Annotated in this window: 18 protein-coding genes; 9 read left to right on the plus strand and 9 right to left on the minus strand. The window is 33.4% G+C overall.

Translation table 11 applies throughout. The features are described 5' to 3' along the window. Nucleotides 1-5: 5 nt before the first annotated feature. Nucleotides 6-1,631, plus strand: coding sequence for an L-glutamate gamma-semialdehyde dehydrogenase (pruA, locus tag V1468_RS00825; protein ID WP_331808367.1), 1,626 nt, complete (start codon nt 6-8; stop codon nt 1,629-1,631). Between the two features lie 135 nt (nt 1,632-1,766). After that, nucleotides 1,767-3,458, plus strand: coding sequence for a T9SS type A sorting domain-containing protein (locus tag V1468_RS00830; RefSeq protein WP_331808368.1), 1,692 nt, complete (start codon nt 1,767-1,769; stop codon nt 3,456-3,458). Nucleotides 3,459-3,507: 49 nt separating this feature from the next. Here the strand turns inward: V1468_RS00830 and rsmG are convergent, their stop codons facing one another. Continuing rightward, nucleotides 3,508-4,134, minus strand: a complete 627-nt coding sequence (rsmG, locus tag V1468_RS00835; protein WP_331808369.1) for a 16S rRNA (guanine(527)-N(7))-methyltransferase RsmG — start codon at nt 4,132-4,134, stop codon at nt 3,508-3,510. A gap of 147 nt (nt 4,135-4,281) precedes the next feature. Here rsmG and V1468_RS00840 point away from each other — a divergent pair, with 147 nt between their 5' ends. Both V1468_RS00840 and V1468_RS00845 read left to right on the plus strand, forming a co-directional pair. Beyond that, nucleotides 4,282-5,382, plus strand: a complete 1,101-nt coding sequence (locus V1468_RS00840; RefSeq protein WP_331808370.1) for a fatty acid desaturase family protein — start codon at nt 4,282-4,284, stop codon at nt 5,380-5,382. Nucleotides 5,383-5,400: 18 nt separating this feature from the next. After that, entirely contained in the window at nt 5,401-6,585 is a 1,185-nt protein-coding gene (locus V1468_RS00845) for a pyridoxal phosphate-dependent aminotransferase (RefSeq protein ID WP_331808371.1), read from the plus strand. 62 nt (nt 6,586-6,647) lie between these two features. Here the strand turns inward: V1468_RS00845 and V1468_RS00850 are convergent, their stop codons facing one another. The 5 genes from V1468_RS00850 to trkA all read right to left on the minus strand — a co-directional run bounded on the left by V1468_RS00850 (nt 6,648) and on the right by trkA (nt 10,581). Next, nucleotides 6,648-6,908 (minus strand): hypothetical protein, encoded by a 261-nt coding sequence (locus V1468_RS00850; RefSeq protein ID WP_331808372.1) that lies wholly within the window; start codon nt 6,906-6,908, stop codon nt 6,648-6,650. 8 nt (nt 6,909-6,916) lie between these two features. Then, nucleotides 6,917-7,192, minus strand: a complete 276-nt coding sequence (locus V1468_RS00855; RefSeq protein ID WP_331808373.1) for a hypothetical protein — start codon at nt 7,190-7,192, stop codon at nt 6,917-6,919. Between the two features lie 116 nt (nt 7,193-7,308). Beyond that, nucleotides 7,309-7,557: a hypothetical protein gene (locus V1468_RS00860; protein ID WP_331808374.1), complete on the minus strand. Its 249-nt coding sequence runs from the start codon at nt 7,555-7,557 to the stop codon at nt 7,309-7,311. Nucleotides 7,558-7,721: 164 nt separating this feature from the next. Next, nucleotides 7,722-9,224 (minus strand): TrkH family potassium uptake protein, encoded by a 1,503-nt coding sequence (locus V1468_RS00865; protein WP_331808375.1) that lies wholly within the window; start codon nt 9,222-9,224, stop codon nt 7,722-7,724. 7 nt (nt 9,225-9,231) lie between these two features. Beyond that, on the minus strand, nt 9,232-10,581 hold the full coding sequence (trkA, locus tag V1468_RS00870; RefSeq protein WP_331808376.1) for a Trk system potassium transporter TrkA: 1,350 nt from the start codon (nt 10,579-10,581) through the stop codon (nt 9,232-9,234). Nucleotides 10,582-10,763: 182 nt separating this feature from the next. Between trkA and ubiE the strand changes: the two genes are divergently transcribed. Both ubiE and porT read left to right on the plus strand, forming a co-directional pair. After that, the gene (gene ubiE / locus V1468_RS00875) at nt 10,764-11,495 is read left to right on the plus strand and encodes a bifunctional demethylmenaquinone methyltransferase/2-methoxy-6-polyprenyl-1,4-benzoquinol methylase UbiE (RefSeq protein ID WP_331808377.1); all 732 of its coding nucleotides are present in this window, start codon (nt 10,764-10,766) and stop codon (nt 11,493-11,495) included. Nucleotides 11,496-11,497: 2 nt separating this feature from the next. Then, entirely contained in the window at nt 11,498-12,214 is a 717-nt protein-coding gene (porT, locus tag V1468_RS00880; RefSeq protein WP_331808378.1) for a type IX secretion/gliding motility protein PorT/SprT, read from the plus strand. Here the strand turns inward: porT and V1468_RS00885 are convergent. Beyond that, nucleotides 12,201-12,935: a TrmH family RNA methyltransferase gene (locus tag V1468_RS00885; protein WP_331808379.1), complete on the minus strand. Its 735-nt coding sequence runs from the start codon at nt 12,933-12,935 to the stop codon at nt 12,201-12,203. The genes porT and V1468_RS00885 overlap by 14 nt on opposite strands. A gap of 102 nt (nt 12,936-13,037) precedes the next feature. On the opposite strand from V1468_RS00885, the gene tamL reads away from it, so the two are divergent. The 3 genes from tamL to accD all read left to right on the plus strand — a co-directional run bounded on the left by tamL (nt 13,038) and on the right by accD (nt 17,862). Continuing rightward, complete coding sequence (gene tamL / locus V1468_RS00890) at nt 13,038-15,602, plus strand: translocation and assembly module lipoprotein TamL (RefSeq protein ID WP_331808380.1); 2,565 nt, start codon at nt 13,038-13,040, stop codon at nt 15,600-15,602. A gap of 115 nt (nt 15,603-15,717) precedes the next feature. Then, nucleotides 15,718-16,785 (plus strand): class II fructose-bisphosphate aldolase, encoded by a 1,068-nt coding sequence (gene fbaA, locus V1468_RS00895; protein ID WP_331808381.1) that lies wholly within the window; start codon nt 15,718-15,720, stop codon nt 16,783-16,785. Between the two features lie 219 nt (nt 16,786-17,004). Then, nucleotides 17,005-17,862: an acetyl-CoA carboxylase, carboxyltransferase subunit beta gene (gene accD, locus V1468_RS00900; protein WP_331808382.1), complete on the plus strand. Its 858-nt coding sequence runs from the start codon at nt 17,005-17,007 to the stop codon at nt 17,860-17,862. A gap of 56 nt (nt 17,863-17,918) precedes the next feature. On the opposite strand, the gene V1468_RS00905 is transcribed toward accD, so the two are convergent. Both V1468_RS00905 and V1468_RS00910 read right to left on the minus strand, forming a co-directional pair. Then, on the minus strand, nt 17,919-18,839 hold the full coding sequence (locus V1468_RS00905; protein ID WP_331808383.1) for a hypothetical protein: 921 nt from the start codon (nt 18,837-18,839) through the stop codon (nt 17,919-17,921). Between the two features lie 73 nt (nt 18,840-18,912). Next, nucleotides 18,913-20,010, minus strand: coding sequence for a sensor histidine kinase (locus V1468_RS00910; RefSeq protein ID WP_331808384.1), 1,098 nt, complete (start codon nt 20,008-20,010; stop codon nt 18,913-18,915). Nucleotides 20,011-20,026: the final 16 nt, after the last annotated feature.

Here is a 20,026-nt window from a genome sequence, read left to right on the forward strand (position 1 = left end):
ATATTATGTCAAAAGGATTCTTTAATGTACCTGTAGCGGTTAATGAGCCTGTAAAGTCTTATGCACCAGGTTCACCAGAGCGTAAAGCTGTAGCCGAAACTTACAAAGCTATGTTTAACAGCAAAGTAGAAGTGCCTTTATATATTAATGGAAAAGATATAAAAACTGGAAATACCAGAACCATGTCTCCTCCTCACGACCATCAACATATCGTTGGCGAATACCATGTAGCTGAGCAAGCGCACGTTGAAGAAGCTATTGCTACAGCATTAGAGGCTCGTAAGACTTGGTCTCAATTACCTTGGGAGCAACGTGCTGGTATTTTTCTGAAAGCTGCAGAATTAATTGCTGGTCCTTACAGAGCAAAAATTAATGCTGCAACTATGATTGCACAGTCTAAAACAATCCACCAGGCAGAGATTGATTCTGCATGTGAGCTTATAGACTTTTTACGTTTTAACGTTCAGTTTATGACTGACATTTACATGGAGCAACCAGAAAGTACAAGCGATGCTTGGAACCGTGTTGAGTATCGTCCGCTTGAAGGTTTTACTTATGCTGTAACACCTTTTAACTTTACTGCTATTGCTGGTAATTTACCTGCTTGTATGGCATTAATGGGTAATGTGGTTGTTTGGAAACCAAGTGACAGCCAAGTATATTCTGCTAAAGTAATTATGGATGTCTTTAAAGAAGCTGGTGTACCAGATGGTGTTATCAATGTTGTATTTGGAGATCCTGTAATGATTACCAATACTGTTTTAGCTAGTCCAGATTTTTCTGGTTTACACTTCACAGGTTCTACATTTATATTTAAAGAACTTTGGAAACAAATTGGTGAAAACATTCACAACTACAAAACATATCCAAGAATAGTTGGAGAAACTGGTGGAAAAGATTTCATCGTAGCTCACAAATCCGCTAATGCTAAGCAAGTAGCAACTGCTATCTCTCGTGGTGCTTTTGAATTCCAAGGTCAAAAATGTAGTGCAGCATCTAGAGCATACATTCCAAAAGGTATTTGGGCAGATGTTAAAAACTATGTTTTAGAAGATCTTGCTTCATTCAAAATGGGTTCTCCTGAAGACATGAGCAACTTTATCACTGCAGTAATTCATGAAGGTTCATTTGACAAATTAGCTAAATATATAGACCAAGCAAAAGCTGATAGCGATGCTGAAATTATTGCTGGTGGAAATTACGATAAATCTAAGGGTTACTTTATAGAACCAACAGTTATTGTAACTACAAATCCTAAATACACAACAATGTGCACTGAGTTATTTGGCCCTGTGATTACAATCTATGTATACGAAGATGATGCTTATTCAGAGACTTTAAAACTTGTTGATGAAACAAGCGAATACGCTCTAACAGGTGCTATTTTATCTACCGACAGATACGCTGTTGAAGAAGCTACAAAAGCGTTACAAAACGCTGCCGGAAACTTCTACATCAACGACAAGCCAACTGGTGCTGTTGTTGGCCAGCAACCATTTGGTGGTGCCAGAGCATCAGGAACAAACGATAAAGCTGGTAGTGCTCAAAATTTATTACGTTGGGTGTCTCCAAGGTTAATTAAAGAAACATTTGTAACACCAACAGATTACAGATACCCTTTCTTAGGATAACCAGCATAACAAACTGAATTACAAATCCTTAAAAGCTCATGCTTTTAAGGATTTTTTTTGCGCTTCATAGAAAATATAACTGTTGCCTTTTTAAAACCACTATCTTTTGCGTCTAAAACCAAAAACTCCCTCAATATGAAGAAATTCTACATTTTAATCTTTTCGATTATTCCCTCATTACTTTTAGCCCAAATATCATTCACATCTAGTGTAACACCAGATTTATCATCTTATGGTGAAGCAAGCAATTATCCTGGTGAAGGAGAGTATCAAATGTTTTTAAGTTCTGATAATGTGCTAGACAAACCAATCATTGTCGTAGATGGCTTTGATCCAGGTGACTCTAGAGACATTGCTGGATTATACAGTTTATTAGATTTTACTGGCAGCTCTGGTTCACAAAACTTAGCAGACTTAGTAAGAGCAGAAGGTTTTGATGTTATTATCTTAAACTTTCCTGTTTATGTAAGAGCTGCTGATGGAGCAACAATAGATGGTGGTACTGATTTTATAGAGCGAAACGCTATGTTATTAGTAGAACTTTTGGATATCGTAAATACATCGAAAGCTGGCGCTACTAACCCTGAGCAAAATGTAATTATTGGCCCAAGTATGGGTGGGTTAATATCGCGCTATGCTTTAAATTATATGGAAGCTAACGCAATGGATGCAGACACAAGACTATATATGTCTTTTGATTCTCCGCATCATGGAGCTAATGTTCCTATTGGATTGCAACACCAATTAAATTTTCTTGCTTACAATGGCACACAACCAATTGCCGAAGTACAACCTCTTATAGATTCGTTTTTAAAATCTCCGGCCGCAAGACAATTACTGGTTGATCATTTTGAAGCACATCTTCAATCTGGAAGCCCTGTGAATTTTGACCCTTCAATTACGTTACCTCAACCTCATCCTTTTAGAACTCAATTTGAAAGTAATATCAATAGTTTTAATACTTCAGGATTTCCTGAAAACACAAGAAACGTAGCTATAATTAATGGAAGTGGTATTGGTAGTTCTTATTTTGCAATGGGTAACAGCGGACCAACAGTTACTAATAATTACACTGTTATTGATGATAGCTTTAATGTTCCTGCTGGTAGCTTTACAGCAACTGTTAATGTAGAAATAAACCTTACACCAGCTGCAAACATGACGTCTTTAGTAAGTGATATTGGCATCTCTATTTTTGGTTTTGAAGTAGAAGGCTCTGAAGCCAGTAGTCAATCATTTTCATATTCCGATGGTGTAGATTCTGCACCAGGAGGACTTTTTGATCTGGCAGCTTTAACCGGAGACATAGCCTCTGGTGGTGGTACTGCTGGCGATTTTGTAAACGCTTTGCAAATAGATAAATTTAGTTTTATTCCTTCTGTAAGTGGATTGGCTTTAGAAATTACAGATGATGAAATAGATTGGCATCATGATATCAATTTAGCTAGTAGAGGAACAACAAACATCACACCTTTTGATAATACATTTTTACCAAACGACAACGAGCCTCACACCCAATTGACAGAGAACAATGTTAATTTTGCATTAACTGAAATCTTAACCCCTCCATTAAGTAGTACCGACAATAAAGTGATTTCGTTTCGACTTGAAAGTAATCCTGTAAAAAATGAATTAGTACTTCTTTCAAACACTGAATCTAGTGGATCCATACAAATTGTTGATGTTTCAGGTAAAGTAGTTTACAATACTTCAATAGTATTAAATAGCAGAACTACAATTCCCGTAAATCTAGCTTCTGGATTTTACATATTGAATGTAACCTCAGAAAACAATACTAGCTTTACAACTAAGTTTGTTGCTAATTAATCTAATTATACCACATAAAAAAGCGCTTCGTGCAGAAGCGCTTTTTTATTTAACGATGTTTAAGTGGCAAATGAATTACTTTTTTAGTTTCAAAGAAATCTTCTTCAAAATAATCTGATAAGAGATAAGCTTTAACTGTTGTGTATTGTTTTAACTCTTCGGTTAAATCACCTCCTTTTAAGTATAGAATACCGTTTTTTAATTCATTTCGTTGCTTTTTAGCAGTTTTACCCTTCACCCATTTTGTAAATTCTGGCATTGCCGTTACAGCTCTACTAACAATAAAATCGTAGGTTTCGTTAATTACCTCTACTCTGCTATGGGTTGTTCTTACATTAGTTAAACCAAGAGCTTCGCTAACTGCGTTAATCACTTTCAATTTTTTATTAATACTATCTACTAAATGAAACTGACAATTAGGAAACATAATAGCCAAAGGCACACCAGGAAAACCACCTCCAGTACCAACGTCTAAGATTGAAGAACCATCTGTAAACTTAATTACCTTAGCAATACCAAGCGAATGCAGAACATGCCTTAGATACAGCTCATCTATATCCTTACGAGACACCACATTAATCTTAGAATTCCAATCTTTATATAATGCTTCTAATGCTGAGAATTGTTCAATCTGATGTTCAGTTAGATCAGGAAAATACTTAAGAATTAAATCCATCAATTTTAATTTGTGCAAAAATAACTATTTTAGTGTGCATAAATTAACACCTTAGCATAAGGAATCATTTTATTTATTAATTATCTTTGTCAACTTATAATGAATTTAATCCCTTTTCGTTATAGATAAAAAGAAAAAAATTGATTTATGGCTCAACAAACCTTATCATTCTCTCGTGTTGACTCGGCTAAGTTCTTTAGAACTTTAAATAAACGTGTTAACAACTACTTTAAAGAAAACGACATTAAAAGAACAGGAAACTGGCAACTATGGTTAAAAACCATTGTTATGTTTGCGATTTTTTTAACCCCTTATTTTTTACTTATCACCTTAGACATACCTACTTGGGCTCAACTACTATTAACCGTTGTTATGGGTATTGGTATGGCTGGAGTTGGTATGAATGTAATGCACGATGGTAACCATGGTGCTTTCTCTAACAAAGAATGGGTAAACCGTTTAATGGGAAGTAGCATTTATATCTTAGCAGGAAATGTTTATAACTGGCAAGTACAGCACAATGTGCTTCATCATACTTATACAAATATTCATGGTCATGATGAAGACTTAGAGGCAGGAAGAATTCTTAGATTCTCAGAACATGCTGAATGGCGTAAGCACCACAAGTTTCAACATTACTATTCTATTTTCCTTTATGGCTTATTAACAATAAATTGGGCAATTACCACTGATTTTCAGCAAATGAAACGCTACATGAAGCGCAAGTTATCTTATGGTAAGTTCCCTAATCCAATCGTAAATTGGAGTAAATTGGTAATTTCTAAATTAGTCTATGTTGCTATGTGGATTGTTTTACCGATTCTATTAACTGATTTGGCATGGTACGAAGTTTTAATTGGCTTTTTTATTATGCATTATGTTGCTGGCCTTATACTCAGTGTTGTTTTTCAATTAGCACACGTTATGGACGAAGCTGAAATGCCAATGCCAGAAAAAGATGGTACAATGAAAAACACCTGGGCAATTCATCAGCTTAAAACCACTGTTAACTTTGGTGCTAAAAACTGGTTAGTAAACTGGTATACAGGCGGATTAAATCATCAGGTAGAGCATCATATTTTTCCAAACATAAGTCATATACATTATGGAAAGATTGCTAAAATTGTAAAGGATACTGCTAAAGAGTTTAATTTACCTTATAAAGAATACGAAACCACAAGAAAAGCAATTGCTGCGCATTTTAGATTTTTGAAAGAAATGGGAACGCGACCAGCAATGCAAGCATAATTCTATTATAACTAACACATGAACCAACTTTCTGATAGAATTAACAATCTATCGACTTCAGCAACCCTTGCTATGGCTGCAAAAGCCAGAGAACTAAGAGCAGAGGGTAAAGATATTATTGGATTAAGTCTGGGAGAACCAGATTTTAACACTCCAGATTTTGTAAAGGAGGCAGCAATAAAAGCTGTTAACGATAACTACAATAGCTACACACCTGTTGACGGCTATGTAGAATTAAAAGACGCGATAATTACAAAATTTAGACGCGATAATGGGTTGGATTATTCAAGATCTCAAATAGTAGTCTCTACAGGAGCTAAGCAATCATTATTTAACATTGCTTCGGTAATGCTGAATGATGGTGATGAAGTTATTTTACCATGTCCTTATTGGGTTAGTTATGCTGATATTGTAAAGCTTAATGGAGGTGTTCCTGTTGAAGTAAAAACTGATATTTCTAATGACTTTAAAATGACCGCAGAGCAACTTGAAGCTGCTATAACTCCAAAAACCAAAATGCTTTGGTACAGTTCCCCTTGCAACCCAAGTGGTTCTGTATATAGTGAAGAAGAGTTAAGAGCTATTGCAGATGTATTACAAAAATATCCAAACATATACGTAGCTTCTGACGAAATCTATGAGCACATTAATTTTATTGGCGGACACCATAGCATGGCTCAGTTTGAAGACATGTACGAAAGAACAATAACCATAAACGGTGTTTCTAAAGCCTTTGCTATGACTGGCTGGAGAATCGGTTATATTGGTGCACCAGACTGGATTGCCAGAGCTTGTAACAAAATGCAAGGTCAGGTAACAAGTGGTGCAAATTGTATTGCTCAGCGTGCTGTCATTTCTGCTTTAGAAGCTGACCCAGCTCGTATAAAATATATGATTGATGAATTTAAAGAACGTCGTCAGTTAATTTTAGAGTTACTTGATGGTATTGATGGTTTTAAAACCAATGAACCAGAAGGTGCTTTTTATGTATTTCCTAACGTATCTGCTTATTTTGGAAAAACTATTAAAGGAAAAACTATAAATAACGCTACAGACATGTCTTTATTTTTATTAGAAGAAGCGCTTGTAGCCACAGTAACTGGTGAAGCTTTTGGAAATCCTGATTGTATACGTATTTCTTATGCCGCTTCTCAAGAACAAATTATAGAAGCTATTAAAAGAATTAAGGAAGCTCTAAGCTAAACCTTACCTATTATAACATTTTTAAAAAAGCTATAATTCTGAATGATGAATTATAGCTTTTTTTATGATGCCAATAGCATCCAAACCAAAGGCGTTATTATTATAATTGAAACAATACTAATTTTTAACCATAGTATTTGTTGTTCTCTCTTTAACTTTTTTCTTATTTCAAGAAGCATTTCTGGTGATGCTTCAGGGAAATCAAAATTCCCTTTTCGATTTTTATTATAACCTCCAAGCGTCTTTCTAAAGCGTTTAGACTTATCAAGCATAACACTTTTATTACTCTTAAGAGCGCTTATCATTGATTCTGCTAAAGGCAATATTAGTTTTATTTTAATTCTATAAAAACTAAATAAGCCAATCCTAAAAACAAGATAATTGTTAAAGCAACGACTTTATAGGTACGTCTCTTACGCTCTTTTTGCAATCTTTCTTTTATCTCATTAAGCATTTGTGGTGTAGCCTCAGGAAAATCATACTCTGGTTTTTGTTTGCTATATCCAGAACTATGTACTGTTTTCTTGAAATTACCTCTTTTAGAACGCATCTTTTCGTTGTTCTTAAGAGTTGTTATCATTGCTTGTACAGACCCACCAAAACCCATAATTATTGAATTTAAATTTTAATATTTAGATAAAAGATAGTTTGTTCGCTTGTAAGAGCGCACGATATAAAAGACATAAATGTCAGTTAGAGTTCAGAAAATAAAGTGAGTATATTTTAGAAAATAGCGATTAAAGCTATAACGAATACAGACAATTTTAATATGGCTGCAACGTGGTCTACTTTACCTAATTGTGAAGACTTAATACGCTGTCTAATTCCGAAAACAGATTTTGTTGTAGACTTGCTAAAGTTGTGCTTCACTACAGATTTGTAATTAGAATTTAACAAACCGTTTGTTGTGTAATGAGATACCGCAATGGGTTCTGGTACAGATTCTAATTCTTGATTTAATACTAATTCCATGATTGATAATTTTTAATTGGTTACGCAAATATGACGCAACAGAAATAAAAATGTTACAAACAGTGTGACAACAACAGTCTGATTTTTAGAACATAGAACTCAAAAAATAGCAGTAAAATTATAGGCTAGGTAAATTCTAAAAAAAATTAAAAAAATTTTAATTTTTATCTATTCCTCCAGAAAAAAGGTGTCATTATTATGAGCACAGTAAACAATTCTAATCGACCTATTAGCATTAAAAAAGAAGCCCACCATTTACCTAAAGGCGGTAATGCAGCATAATTATTTACAGGTCCAAAATCACCGAGTGCAGGTCCTACGTTACCTAAACTTGAGGCCGATAAACCTATGGCTGATTCAAAATCCATTTGAAACATGGAGAAAACCAAAGCTCCGATAATAAAGGATAACATATACAATATAAAGAATCCCAGCACATTAAATACAATATCTTTAGAAATTGATTTAGTATTGTAGCGAACTGGCAAAATAGCATTAGGATGCAATGAACGCTTAAATTCCAAGAATCCGTTTTTTATTAAAATCAAATGTCTTACCACCTTTACACCTCCAGAAGTACTTCCCGCAGAACCTCCTAAGAACATTAAACCAAAGAAAAAGACTGTTAAAAATGGTGTCCACATGGTATAATCAGCAGAAACAAATCCCGTAGTTGTTATTACCGTTAATACTTGAAATAAGGCATGTCTTATAGCGCTTTCGGCTTCACCAAAAACCATTGGATGTGCTATTGTAGATTTTGAAATATCAGCTCTAAAATAAATTAAAGAAGCAGCAATAATAGTAAAGATGGCAATAAATTTAAAGTATAATTTAAACTCATCATCTTGAATAATTTTAGAAACCTTACCCTTAAAAAGGTAATAACTCAATACAAAATTGGTACCTGCTAAGAACATAAAGAAAATAATGATGTATTGAATTGCTGGATTATCATTCCAATAGGCTACACTAGCATTTTTGGTTGAAAAACCACCAGTTGATAATGTACTGAGTGCATGATTAATGGCATCAAAAAACGACATACCTGCAACCTGTAATAGAATTGTTTCTGCAACTGTATATCCAAAATAGATTAGCCATAATCGTTTTGCTGTATCTGTAATTCTTGGATGCAACTTATCACCTCCTGGACCTGGTGCTTCAGCAGCAAAAAGCTGCATACCTCCTACGCCTAACAATGGCAGAATTGCAATAGCTAGTACTATTATACCCATACCACCAATCCAGTGCGTCATACTTCTCCAAAACAAAACACCTTCGGGCAGTATCTCTATATCATTTAGAATACTAGCACCTGTTGTGGTATAACCAGAAATAGTTTCAAAAAAAGCCTCTGTAAAAGTTGGTATAGACTCTGTTGCCATATATGGTAAAGTACCTGTAAGCGACATCACTATCCAACCAAAGGCCACTACAATGTAACCTTCTCGCTTGTTCATTTCTTTACTATGATTCTTGGTGCCATACATGGCCACACCACCTAAAAGCAAAGTAGATAAACTTGCTAAGAACAGATTTAAGGTTACTCCGTCTTTGTATATAAGACTGATTAGAGTGGCAAGCATCATAAAGCCACCATTGAAAAGCAAAAGCAGTCCAAAAAAGTGAAAAATGATCTTATAGTTAAGTCGTATTCTAGACATAATGTTTTTACGAGAAAAAGGCTTCTACCTCTGAGATTGATCGAGGCAAACAGCACACAACGACTCTGTCGCCAGCTTCAATCTTAAAGCTTCCTAACGGAATCATACCTTCACCATCTCTAATTACACCTCCAAATATAGCAGACCTAGGGAAATTTAAGTCTTTTATTATTCTATTTGTAATCTTAGAGTTAGGTTTTACCACAAATTCTAATAGTTCTGCATTCATATTGGTAAGCTTGGTCATGGCAACAACCTCACCTTTTCGCATGTACCTAAAAATATTATTTGCAGCTAATAACTTTTTATTGATTAGCGTATCTATACCTATAGATTGTGATAGCTGATAGTAGTCCATGTTTTCTACTAAAGCAATTGTTTTTTTAACACCTTTAGATTTTGCCAATAAGCAAGACATGATATTAGTTTCAGAATTACCAGTAACAGAAATAAAAGCATCCATGTCGTTAATATTTTCTTCATCTAAAATCTCTACATTTCTACCATCACCACAGATTATTAAAGCGTTTGGCAATCTATCTGCTAAATCTTCTGCCAATGGTTTTTTGCTCTCTACAAGTTTTACATTAAACTTACTTTTGCATAGATCTCTAGCAGTTTTATAACCTATTTTACTTCCACCAAGAATCATTACATTCTTAATGTCTGTTTTTGCTTTACCAGAGAGTTGAAACAATTCGGCATCACCACCTTCAGAAGTCATAAAAACAACCTTATCTCCTTCTTTAAATTGTGTATCACCTCGAGGTATAATAGTATACTGTGTTCCATAACGTTGAATTGCAATAGGAATAAAATGTAATTCTGAATATAACTCTGCCGCCTCTTTTACAGTCTTTCCTACAAATTTTGCCGTTCTAGAAAGTCTTAACCCAAGCATAGTTAATGCTCCTCCTTCAAACTCATAAGTATCATTAAACCCATATTGGTTTAATAATAATTCAATTTCTGAAGCTGCTAATGATTCTGGAGAAATTAACTCATCTATCCCAAATTGCGAGAAACCAATGGCATCCTTCTGCTCAATAAATTCGGTATTAGAAATCCTAGCGATGGTTCGTTGTGCTCCCAATTGCTTAGCCAACACACAAGCTGTAATATTTGTAGTCTCAGAAGATGTTACTGCGATAAATAGTTCTACAGACTCAATACGTGCTTCCCTTAAGATCGCAATTGATGTAGCATCTCCTTTTATAGTTTTTATATCAAGGTGCTCACCTGCATAGGTTAAATTATCCTTTTTTGTATCTATAAGAGTGATCTCTTGCGACTCATAGGATAATAATTTTGCCAAATGAAATCCTACCTCTCCAGCACCTGCGATAATTATTTTCATCTAAAGTTTTATTCAAAATAAACATACAAATATAGTAAGAAGTAATAAGTTAACGCATCACTAAGCTTTAAACTTAATGTTGGTGACAAACTATTAACATTTCAAGAAAATTTTCATTTGGGATTTGTGAATTCTGAATTTTCAAACAAAAAAATTCACGTATTTTTGCAAAAAATTTTTTAATGGCTGAAAAAGTTAAACCGTATAAAGATAGTGATGCTTCTAAAAAAGAGCAGGTTACCGAAATGTTTGATACCATTTCTAACGAATACGATGGACTAAATAGAGTGATTTCTTTTGGTATTGACGTAAAATGGCGAAACAAAGTCGTAAAAATTGTTGGCAATAAACAGCCTGAAAACATTCTAGATATTGCAACAGGCACTGGTGATTTAGCCATTAACTTAGCCGCTACCAATGCCAAAGAAATTATTGGTTTAGACATTAGCAATGGCATGTTGGAAGTTGGCAGAAAAAAAATAACCTCTAAAAAATTAGAGAACATCATCTCTATGGTTATTGGCGACTCTGAAAACTTACCTTTTGAAGACAATACCTTTGATGCTATAACCGTAGCATTTGGCGTTAGGAATTTTGAAAATCTAGAAAAAGGACTATCAGAAATCTTAAGAGTTTTAAAGCCTAACGGAATTTTTGTTATTTTAGAAACTTCGGTGCCAACCAACCCAATTTACAAGTTTGGCTACAAAATTTATTCAAAATTTATTTTGCCTACTATCGGCAAATTATTTTCAAAAGATAAAATAGCTTACAATTACCTTAGCGAATCGGCATCTGTTTTTCCTTATGGTGAAGAATTAAACAATATTTTGAGAAAAATTGGGTTTATAAATGTCGAAGATAAACCACAAACTATGGGTGTGGCAACTATATACACAGCATCTAAAGCATAATTATGAAGAAAATCTTTGTTTTCTTAACATTCTTAATAGCAGCTCAATCTGCGACTGCACAATTATTTACTAAAGAGAAGGTAGCTAATAATATTGACAACTTGGATCAAAAGTTTTTGTCTTGGGGTTACTTTTTAGGCTTTAATCAATACGATTTTAAGTTTGAATATGAAGAAAACCTTGATGATATTTTAGTTGACAATACATTTGGATTTCACCTAGGGCTTATTGGAGACATGCGTATTAACGATTACATGAACTTAAGATTAGAGCCTGGAGTATTTTTTACAACCCGAAACTTAATGTACAATGAAAGCTATTTTGCTGGTACTGATTACAATGATTCAGATTTATTGAGAGAGGTAAAATCTACTTACATTCATATTCCGTTACTCTTAAAAGTTTCAACTAAAAGAATAAACAATTTCAAACCATTTCTAATTGGTGGTTTTTCTACAGCATTAAACCTTTCGAGCAATCAGGACAATCCAGACGACAATAGTTCGGGAGAATTTAGAATGAAGAAAAACACTTACTTCTACGAGATTGGTTTTGGTATAGACTTATACCTACTGTATTTTAAATTTACTCCTTCAATTCGTGGAGTTTTTGCTATAAACGATGAAATTATTAGAGATACTGATCCTAATAGCCCATGGACTGGTAATGTTGCTAAAATGCAAACCAGAGGTATCTTTATAAACTTTACATTTCAATAGTTCGTCTTCTAAATTCGCTTAGCACAATCGCTGTTGCATTTGCAACGTTTAGACTCTCTGTATCCTTACTTTTCCCAAATTGAGGAATGGTTATTTTTCGATCTATTATAGATGATATTTTCTCTGAAATACCATTAGCTTCATTACCCAAAACGATAACTCCTTTATTTGGCAAATCTGCATTGTAAATGTTTTCACCATTCATATAGGTTCCAAAAACATCACCGTTATATCTTGATATAAATTCAGAAAGGTTGAGATAACTGATATTAACTCTTGTTAACGAGCCCATCGTTGCCTGAACCACCTTAGAGTTATAACAATCAACCGTGTTTTGGCTACAAACCAAATCCTTAACACCATACCAATCACAAAGCCTAATAATTGTTCCTAAATTCCCTGGATCTCTTACGTCATCCAAAGCTACAATTAAGTTATCATCATCTACTTTATCTGATTTTGGAATTTCAAAAATAGCTAGAGCTGTGTTAGGATTCTTTAAAGCTGTTATCTTTTTTAATTCGTTTTCAGAAATATCTACAACATCACCTTTTGAATCATCAAAAATCTGTTTTGTAGTATATAAACGATGAAGTTTGAAATCTGATTTTAAAAATTCTTCAATTCCTTTTATGCCTTCAACAGTAAAAAGCCCTAACTGTTGTCTGTATTTTTTTTGATTTAAACTTTTAATTAACTTTATTTCTTGCTTTGTAACCATTAAAATGTCTTTACATTTGCTTAGATTAAATACAAAGTAAACCTTTTTTGGACTAATTTTTGTTTGTAGCAACCAATAACAAAAAAATATATATTAAAAAGCTTGCAAATTCTACCTTTAATAGCATCTATACTTTCTAAAAGACTACATTATATTTTATTGTTGGTTTTTATTGCTGTTTTTAACTCTTGTGATGTAGTAAAACGCGTAAAATCTAATGAACATTTAATTACAAAAAACACCATTATTGTAGATGATAAGGTTAATAAAGAAGAACGTGTTAACAATATCATTCTTCAAAAAACTAACACAGGCATGAATAGCTTATTAGGTTTCCCTTTAAAGCTGCATGTTTATAATTTAGCAAGACCAAATATAGATTCTATTTTACAGGCAAAAGTATTAAGTGATTCTTCAAAAGTACGCTGGAAAACAAAACTACTATCTAAGAAACAATTTGACAGAGAAATAGAGGCCAGAAAAAACTTTAACAGTTGGTTAAAACGTACAGGTGAAGCACCTACAATTTATAACGAAGAAAAAACAGAGAAGACCGCAAATAACTTAAAGAAGTATTACTTCAGTAAAGGTTGGTTTGATAATGAGGTAACCTTTGAAGTAGAAAAAGACAGCAATAAAAAGGCACAAGTAACATATAAGGTTACCAAAAACAAACCGTATTTTTTAGATTCGTTAAACCCAGTTATCAGCAGTCCCTTAATAGATTCGCTTTACCCTAGATTTGTTAGAGCAACACTCTTAAAAAAGGGAGAGCAATACGATGAACAAAATTATGAGGATGAACGAGAGCGTATTAACACCTACTTAAGAAACAAAGGTTTCTATTACTTTGGACAAGATTACATAAGATTTGAAACAGATACCATTGACACAAATCATAAAATTAATACTGATCTTATTATTTCAAACAGAGTTATTAGATCAGATGATTCTTCTAGAGTAGAACCTTTTAAAATATACAAAATAAAAGAGGTTAATATTTTTACAGATGATAATTTTAGCAATCGAGACAAAGCGATTTCAGATACCACAGTTTACAAAAACTATAACCTTTATAGTAAGGATAAATTAAGATTTAGACCCAAAGCACTTACCGATGCTATTTTTATAAGCAAAGGTGACATCTATACCGATTTAGCTCGAAGTAGATCCTTAAGATATCTTAATGACTTACAGATGTTTAGATACCCAAGTATTGAATACCTAGAAAACTCTGAAGACACTACACTTACCGCTAACATATTTTTAGAACCAAGAAAAAAGTATGCACTTAGTTTAGACGTAGATGTTTCTCAAAGCAACATTCAAACTATAGGTTTTTCCGTAACACCTGGTCTAAAAATCCGAAATATTTTTAAGGGAGCAGAAACTCTAGAAATAAGTGGTATTGCTGCTATTGGTGCTTCAAAAGATGGTAGTGATGATGATGACAGTTTTTTTGATATTAATGAGTTTGGTGGTAACGTAAGACTTACAATACCTCGTTTGTTTACACCATTTAATACCGACAGTATTATCCCTAAGTACATGTCACCAAGCACGTCTATAAATATATCTACAACCAGCCAACAGAATATTGGGTTAGACAAACAAACCTTATCAGGACTATTAAGTTATAACTGGCTACCATCCAGAACGGTAACAAACACCCTAGAGCTCTTTAATGTTCAATTTGTAAAAAACCTAAATACCAGTAATTATTTTGGTGTATACACAAACTCTTATAACAGACTTAATAATATCGCTCAAAACATTGGCTATATAGCTTCAGATAACAGCTTAAGCATCCCAACAGAAGCCGATCAGTTTATTAATGATGTTCTTAATGGAAACACAAGTTTAACCTCAGCTGATGATGATTTTGAAACTGTAAATAATATCGAAGAACGAAAAGAACGTTTAACCGAGAACAACCTTATATTTTCTACAAGTTTTGATTATCAAAAAAATAGACGTACCAGCATTTTTGATAACGACTTTTCTATTTTTAGATGGCGTGTTGAGCTTGCTGGTAATCTATTATCTAATCTTTCTGAAATTTTTGGTGCCTCAAAAAATGAAAATGGAAATTATGAAGTTTTTGGCGTAGCGTTTTCTCAGTATTTTAAAACAGAGATAGACTACATTAAATATTTTGATTTAGGCAAAAACAACATTTTTGCATTTCGTAGTTATGCTGGGATTGCAATTCCTTACGGTAACTCTAACAGTATTCCATTTGCAAAAAGTTTCTTTGCAGGTGGACCGAACGATAATAGAGCCTGGACCGCTTATAACCTTGGGCCAGGAAGTTCTAATACTACTAACGAATTTAACGAGGCTAATTTTAAAATACACCTCAGTGCAGAGCAGCGCTTTAGTCTGTTTGGTAATTTTAAAGGTGCCCTTTTTGTTGATGCAGGAAACATATGGAATGTTTTAGATAATGTTGAAGACGATAAAGCCACGTTTACAAACTTTAATTCTCTCGAGGATATTGCTGTAGGTTCTGGTTTTGGACTTCGTTACGACTTTAACTTCTTTGTACTTAGATTTGATACTGGTTTTAAGACTTACGATCCTTCTCAAAGCGAAGGTAATCGTTGGTTTAGAGATTATAATTTTAGAAACGCTGTGTATAACATTGGTATAAATTATCCTTTTTAAAAGCCTTCATTCATCTACATCGTTTTCGAGATTTTATAGCCATTATTCTTATTATTCACACAAAAAAATGACTAAAATTATGTATTTTTGATATCTAATTTTCAATCATAATATAATGAGTCATAATATCAAACCTGGCGTTGCAACAGGTAGAGAAGTTCAGGAAATTTTCAAATTAGCTAAAGAAAAAGGATTTGCCTTACCAGCAGTAAATGTTATTGGTTCTAATACTATAAATGGTGTTTTAGAAACAGCCAAAGCACTAAACGCTCCGGTAATCATTCAGTTTTCTAATGGCGGTGCACAATTTAACGCAGGAAAAGGTTTAGGAAACGAAGACCAAAAAGGTGCTATTGCTGGTGGAATTGCTGGTGCTAAACATGTTCACCACATGGCTGAAGCCTATGGTGTTCCTGTAATTTTACATACAGACCACTGTGCAAAAAAATTATTGCCTTGGATTGATGGCTTATTAGATGCAAGTGAAAAACATTTTGAAGAAACAGGAAAACCTCTGTATAGCTCTCATATGATTGATTTATCTGAAGAACCTATAGAAGAGAATATAGAAATCTGTAAACAATACCTAGCGCGTATGAGCAAAATGGGCATGACCCTAGAGATAGAACTTGGTATTACAGGTGGTGAAGAAGATGGTGTAGACAATAGTGATGTAGATGCTTCTAAATTATATACGCAGCCAGAAGAAGTTGCTTACGCATACGAAGAGTTAAGTAAGGTTAGTGATCAGTTTACTATTGCTGCTGCATTTGGTAACGTTCATGGTGTTTATAAACCAGGAAATGTGAAATTAACCCCTAAAATCTTAAAAAACTCTCAAGAATACATAACCGAAAAATACAATGTGGGTCATAACCATATTGACTTTGTTTTTCATGGAGGGTCTGGCTCTACAGTAGAAGAAATAAGAGAAGCCATTGGATATGGAGTTATAAAAATGAATATTGACACCGACATGCAATGGGCTTTCTTAAGTGGTGTTAGAGATTATGTACAGGACAATCACGATTACTTGCAAACTCAAATTGGTAATCCTGAAGGAGACGATGTTCCTAACAAAAAATACTACGACCCTAGAGTTTGGTTAAGAAAAGGTGAACAAGCGTTTGTAGAACGTCTTAAAAAAGCATTTGAAGATTTAAATAATGTAGACACGTTATAATAACGTATTGCATATTTTCAGGCCTATCAGAGCTAATTTTTAGTTTTGATAGGTTTGTTTATTTTATCAATAACATGAAGCAACTACTTTTGAGTTTAATTAATTAGTAGTAATTTTGCTTCAACTAACTAATAGCATTAATTATAGAAATCTTTTAAAATCTATGATTAAAAATTACCCTATGAATTTTTATCAAAGGGTTTAAAAAATCAAATTTATATGGCTTGGTTTAAGAGAAAAGATAAAGGGATTCAAACTACAACAGAAGAAAAGAAAGACACTCCCAAAGGACTTTGGTACAAATCCCCAACAGGAAAAATAATTGACACTAAAGAACTTGAACAAAATTTTTACGTTAGTCCAGAAGATGGCTATCATGTAAGAATTGGCAGTAAAGAGTATTTTGAAATTCTTTTTGATGACAATAAGTTTAAAGAGTTAGATACAGATTTAACCTCAAAGGATCCTCTTAAGTTTGTTGACACAAAGAAATATCCAGATCGTTTAAAAGCTGCACAAACCAAAACTAACCTTAAAGACGCTGTACGTACAGCTGTTGGAAAATCTATGGGTGAAGATTTGGTAATTGCATGCATGGATTTTAGCTTCATTGGAGGATCAATGGGAAGTGTTGTTGGTGAAAAAATTGCTAGAGCTGCAGACTATGCTTTAAAGAAAAAGACTCCATTTATGATTATTAGTAAGTCTGGTGGAGCACGTATGATGGAAGCAGCTTTATCCTTAATGCAGTTAGCAAAAACCTCAGCTAAATTAGCACAACTTGCGGATGCTGGTATACCTTACATATCATTATGTACAGATCCAACAACAGGAGGTACTACCGCTTCATTCGCTATGCTTGGTGACATTAATATTGCTGAACCAGGTGCTTTAATCGGTTTTGCAGGACCAAGAGTGGTAAGAGATACAACAGGACAAGAATTGCCAGAAGGCTTCCAAACTTCAGAATTCTTGTTAGAGCATGGTTTCTTAGATTTTATAACCCATAGAAAAGATTTAAAGAAAAAAGTAAATCAGTATATTGATTTAATAAAGAATCAACCATTAAGGGCATAAAAAAGGCGAGCTAAATAGCTCGCCTTTTTTTTTCCATTCAACTAAATGAAACCGCGTTAATTTAAAGTTATAGGTACTTCTGTACCATTGTTAAACGTAAAAGTAGCTTGGTTATCACAATTACCATTTCCAAAATCAAAAACACCTCCAAAGTTTGTACGTTGTACATCAAACGAGCCACTAACGAAATAAACACAAACAACCTCTCTTCTTAAAGGCACTAAAACTTCATAGGAGTGTGTATTACCATTAACAAAAGTCGCTGTCCAATCACCCGTAATTTCAAATACATTATCGCTAAAAACACCACTATCAAATCCTTCAATCCATTCTCTTACCCTCGTACCCTCTCTATAAGCTTGCACTCCATTTGGCCAAACAACAGTAATACTTAAATTGTGCGTAAACTGAGGGTTACCATTGTCGTTAGTTAGCTCTTTTAAAATAGAACGGTTTGCAATAACATTTTTACCATCAAAATAAAAATCTACTAAACTATAATTTATCATAATTTCTTGTGCTTCGGTATCTCTTGTATAATCAAAAACAATTTCTCCTTGAATGAGATGCTCATTTACTATACAACCTTCAGTACCAAAGTCTAGTGTTACCTCTCTATAATTTTGTTGAGCTACTACAGTGATTGTAACACACTCAGGAATATCTTTTGCATAAAATGCATCATTAGAACTATCTGCAGTAGTACCCCTTCTATCTGCTATTGATTCTTGCTCCTCATAGGCATCTATTACTAAATCTCCTAAAATATTATCTATTTGGTCAATCTCAGCAGAGCGTTGTACTTCTGTTGTGTCTTGTGCGACGTCTTCTGTTTCTATAACCTCATCACTATTGCTGCATGAGTTAAAAACTAAACTTAAAAGAATAAGACATAGAATTGCTTTTTGTTTAACATATAGAGTTTTTCTATTTCCATTCTTAATGACTTTGCTTAGTTGGTGATTTGAATAATTCATGATTACTTTTTTTATTGTTAATATGTTGTTAAGACTATAACAGTTAAAAAAAGTTTAATCGCCTATCATAAATTTATGCCCTTAGAAAATACAACGAAAAACTAGTTCCCTTATCAAGTTCACTCTCTACCTCAATTTTACCACCAAGGCTTTCAATATGATTTTTTGTTATAAATAGACCAACACCTCTACTATCGTGATGATTATTAAAAGTTCCGTTTAATGTAAAGAGTTTAGAACCATTTTTAGACAAATCTATGCCGACGCCATTATCCTTTATTGTTAAAACCACATACTGGTTTTTTATTTCTGTAGACAACTCTATTATGGGATTTCGATCTAGAGATTTATACTTAATAGCATTGGTTAAAAAATTAAGAATAATACTATCTAAGTATGCTTCTGTGCCCATAACTTTTATACCCCTCTCAACGTTATTAATTATTGTACAGTTTTCTTTCTTAGCTATAGCATTAACATTATAGGTTGCATTGGTCACATACGTATCTAACAACAAAACTTCTAGATTTTGCTCTTTAATAGATTTATCTATTTTTATCTTACTAAGATGCTCTATTGTGGCATTTAAATTTGAAATAGACTCTTTTAGCATTTCAAAATTTTCACTCTCTGTTAAATTCGGAAACTCATCTTCTAAGAACTCAGAAATAGAACTCAAGTTCCCAATATGAGTTCTTATATCATGGGTTGCTATATACGTAAAATCTTTTAGAGTTTTATTCTGTCCTTTTATAACATTCATAAGAAATTTAAATCTCCATGAGGCCGATTTCTGATCTGAAATATCTGTAATTTGAGATATAAAATACAATGGGTCATTATTTTCATCTCTAACTAAGGACACTGTTAGTAACACCCAAACGATATGTCCATCCTTATGAAAATATCGTTTTTCCATTTGGTAGTTCTCTATTTCACCATTAAGCAACTGGTGCATAAGATTAATATCCTTTTCGAGATCATCCTTATGAGTTATATCTTGAAAAGCCATCGTGTAAAGTTCTTCTTCTGGATACCCCAAAAGTTGTACTAAACTTTGATTAACCTTAACCCATTCTCCTTTTAAGCTAACTATAGAAATTCCCCCTTTGGCATAGTTAAAAATTTTTCTATACAGAACATCTTCAACCTTTTTGAAGTTTTTAGGCATAAGCAACTTTATTTGT

This window comes from Winogradskyella poriferorum (assembly GCF_036553625.1).
GTDB lineage: Bacteria > Bacteroidota > Bacteroidia > Flavobacteriales > Flavobacteriaceae > Winogradskyella > Winogradskyella poriferorum.

Coding starts and splice junctions, on each gene's coding strand:
- ubiE (WP_331808377.1), top strand. CDS start 10,764: ATGGCTGAAAAAGTTAAACCGTATAAAGATAGTGATGCTTCTAAAAAA.
- V1468_RS00860 (WP_331808374.1), bottom strand. CDS start 7,557: ATGGAATTAGTATTAAATCAAGAATTAGAATCTGTACCAGAACCCATT.
- rsmG (WP_331808369.1), bottom strand. CDS start 4,134: ATGGATTTAATTCTTAAGTATTTTCCTGATCTAACTGAACATCAGATT.
- accD (WP_331808382.1), top strand. CDS start 17,005: ATGGCTTGGTTTAAGAGAAAAGATAAAGGGATTCAAACTACAACAGAA.
- V1468_RS00885 (WP_331808379.1), bottom strand. CDS start 12,935: ATGGTTACAAAGCAAGAAATAAAGTTAATTAAAAGTTTAAATCAAAAA.
- V1468_RS00865 (WP_331808375.1), bottom strand. CDS start 9,224: ATGTCTAGAATACGACTTAACTATAAGATCATTTTTCACTTTTTTGGA.
- trkA (WP_331808376.1), bottom strand. CDS start 10,581: ATGAAAATAATTATCGCAGGTGCTGGAGAGGTAGGATTTCATTTGGCA.
- V1468_RS00845 (WP_331808371.1), top strand. CDS start 5,401: ATGAACCAACTTTCTGATAGAATTAACAATCTATCGACTTCAGCAACC.
- porT (WP_331808378.1), top strand. CDS start 11,498: ATGAAGAAAATCTTTGTTTTCTTAACATTCTTAATAGCAGCTCAATCT.
- V1468_RS00855 (WP_331808373.1), bottom strand. CDS start 7,192: ATGGGTTTTGGTGGGTCTGTACAAGCAATGATAACAACTCTTAAGAAC.
- V1468_RS00830 (WP_331808368.1), top strand. CDS start 1,767: ATGAAGAAATTCTACATTTTAATCTTTTCGATTATTCCCTCATTACTT.
- fbaA (WP_331808381.1), top strand. CDS start 15,718: ATGAGTCATAATATCAAACCTGGCGTTGCAACAGGTAGAGAAGTTCAG.
- pruA (WP_331808367.1), top strand. CDS start 6: ATGTCAAAAGGATTCTTTAATGTACCTGTAGCGGTTAATGAGCCTGTA.
- V1468_RS00910 (WP_331808384.1), bottom strand. CDS start 20,010: ATGCCTAAAAACTTCAAAAAGGTTGAAGATGTTCTGTATAGAAAAATT.
- V1468_RS00840 (WP_331808370.1), top strand. CDS start 4,282: ATGGCTCAACAAACCTTATCATTCTCTCGTGTTGACTCGGCTAAGTTC.
- V1468_RS00905 (WP_331808383.1), bottom strand. CDS start 18,839: ATGAATTATTCAAATCACCAACTAAGCAAAGTCATTAAGAATGGAAAT.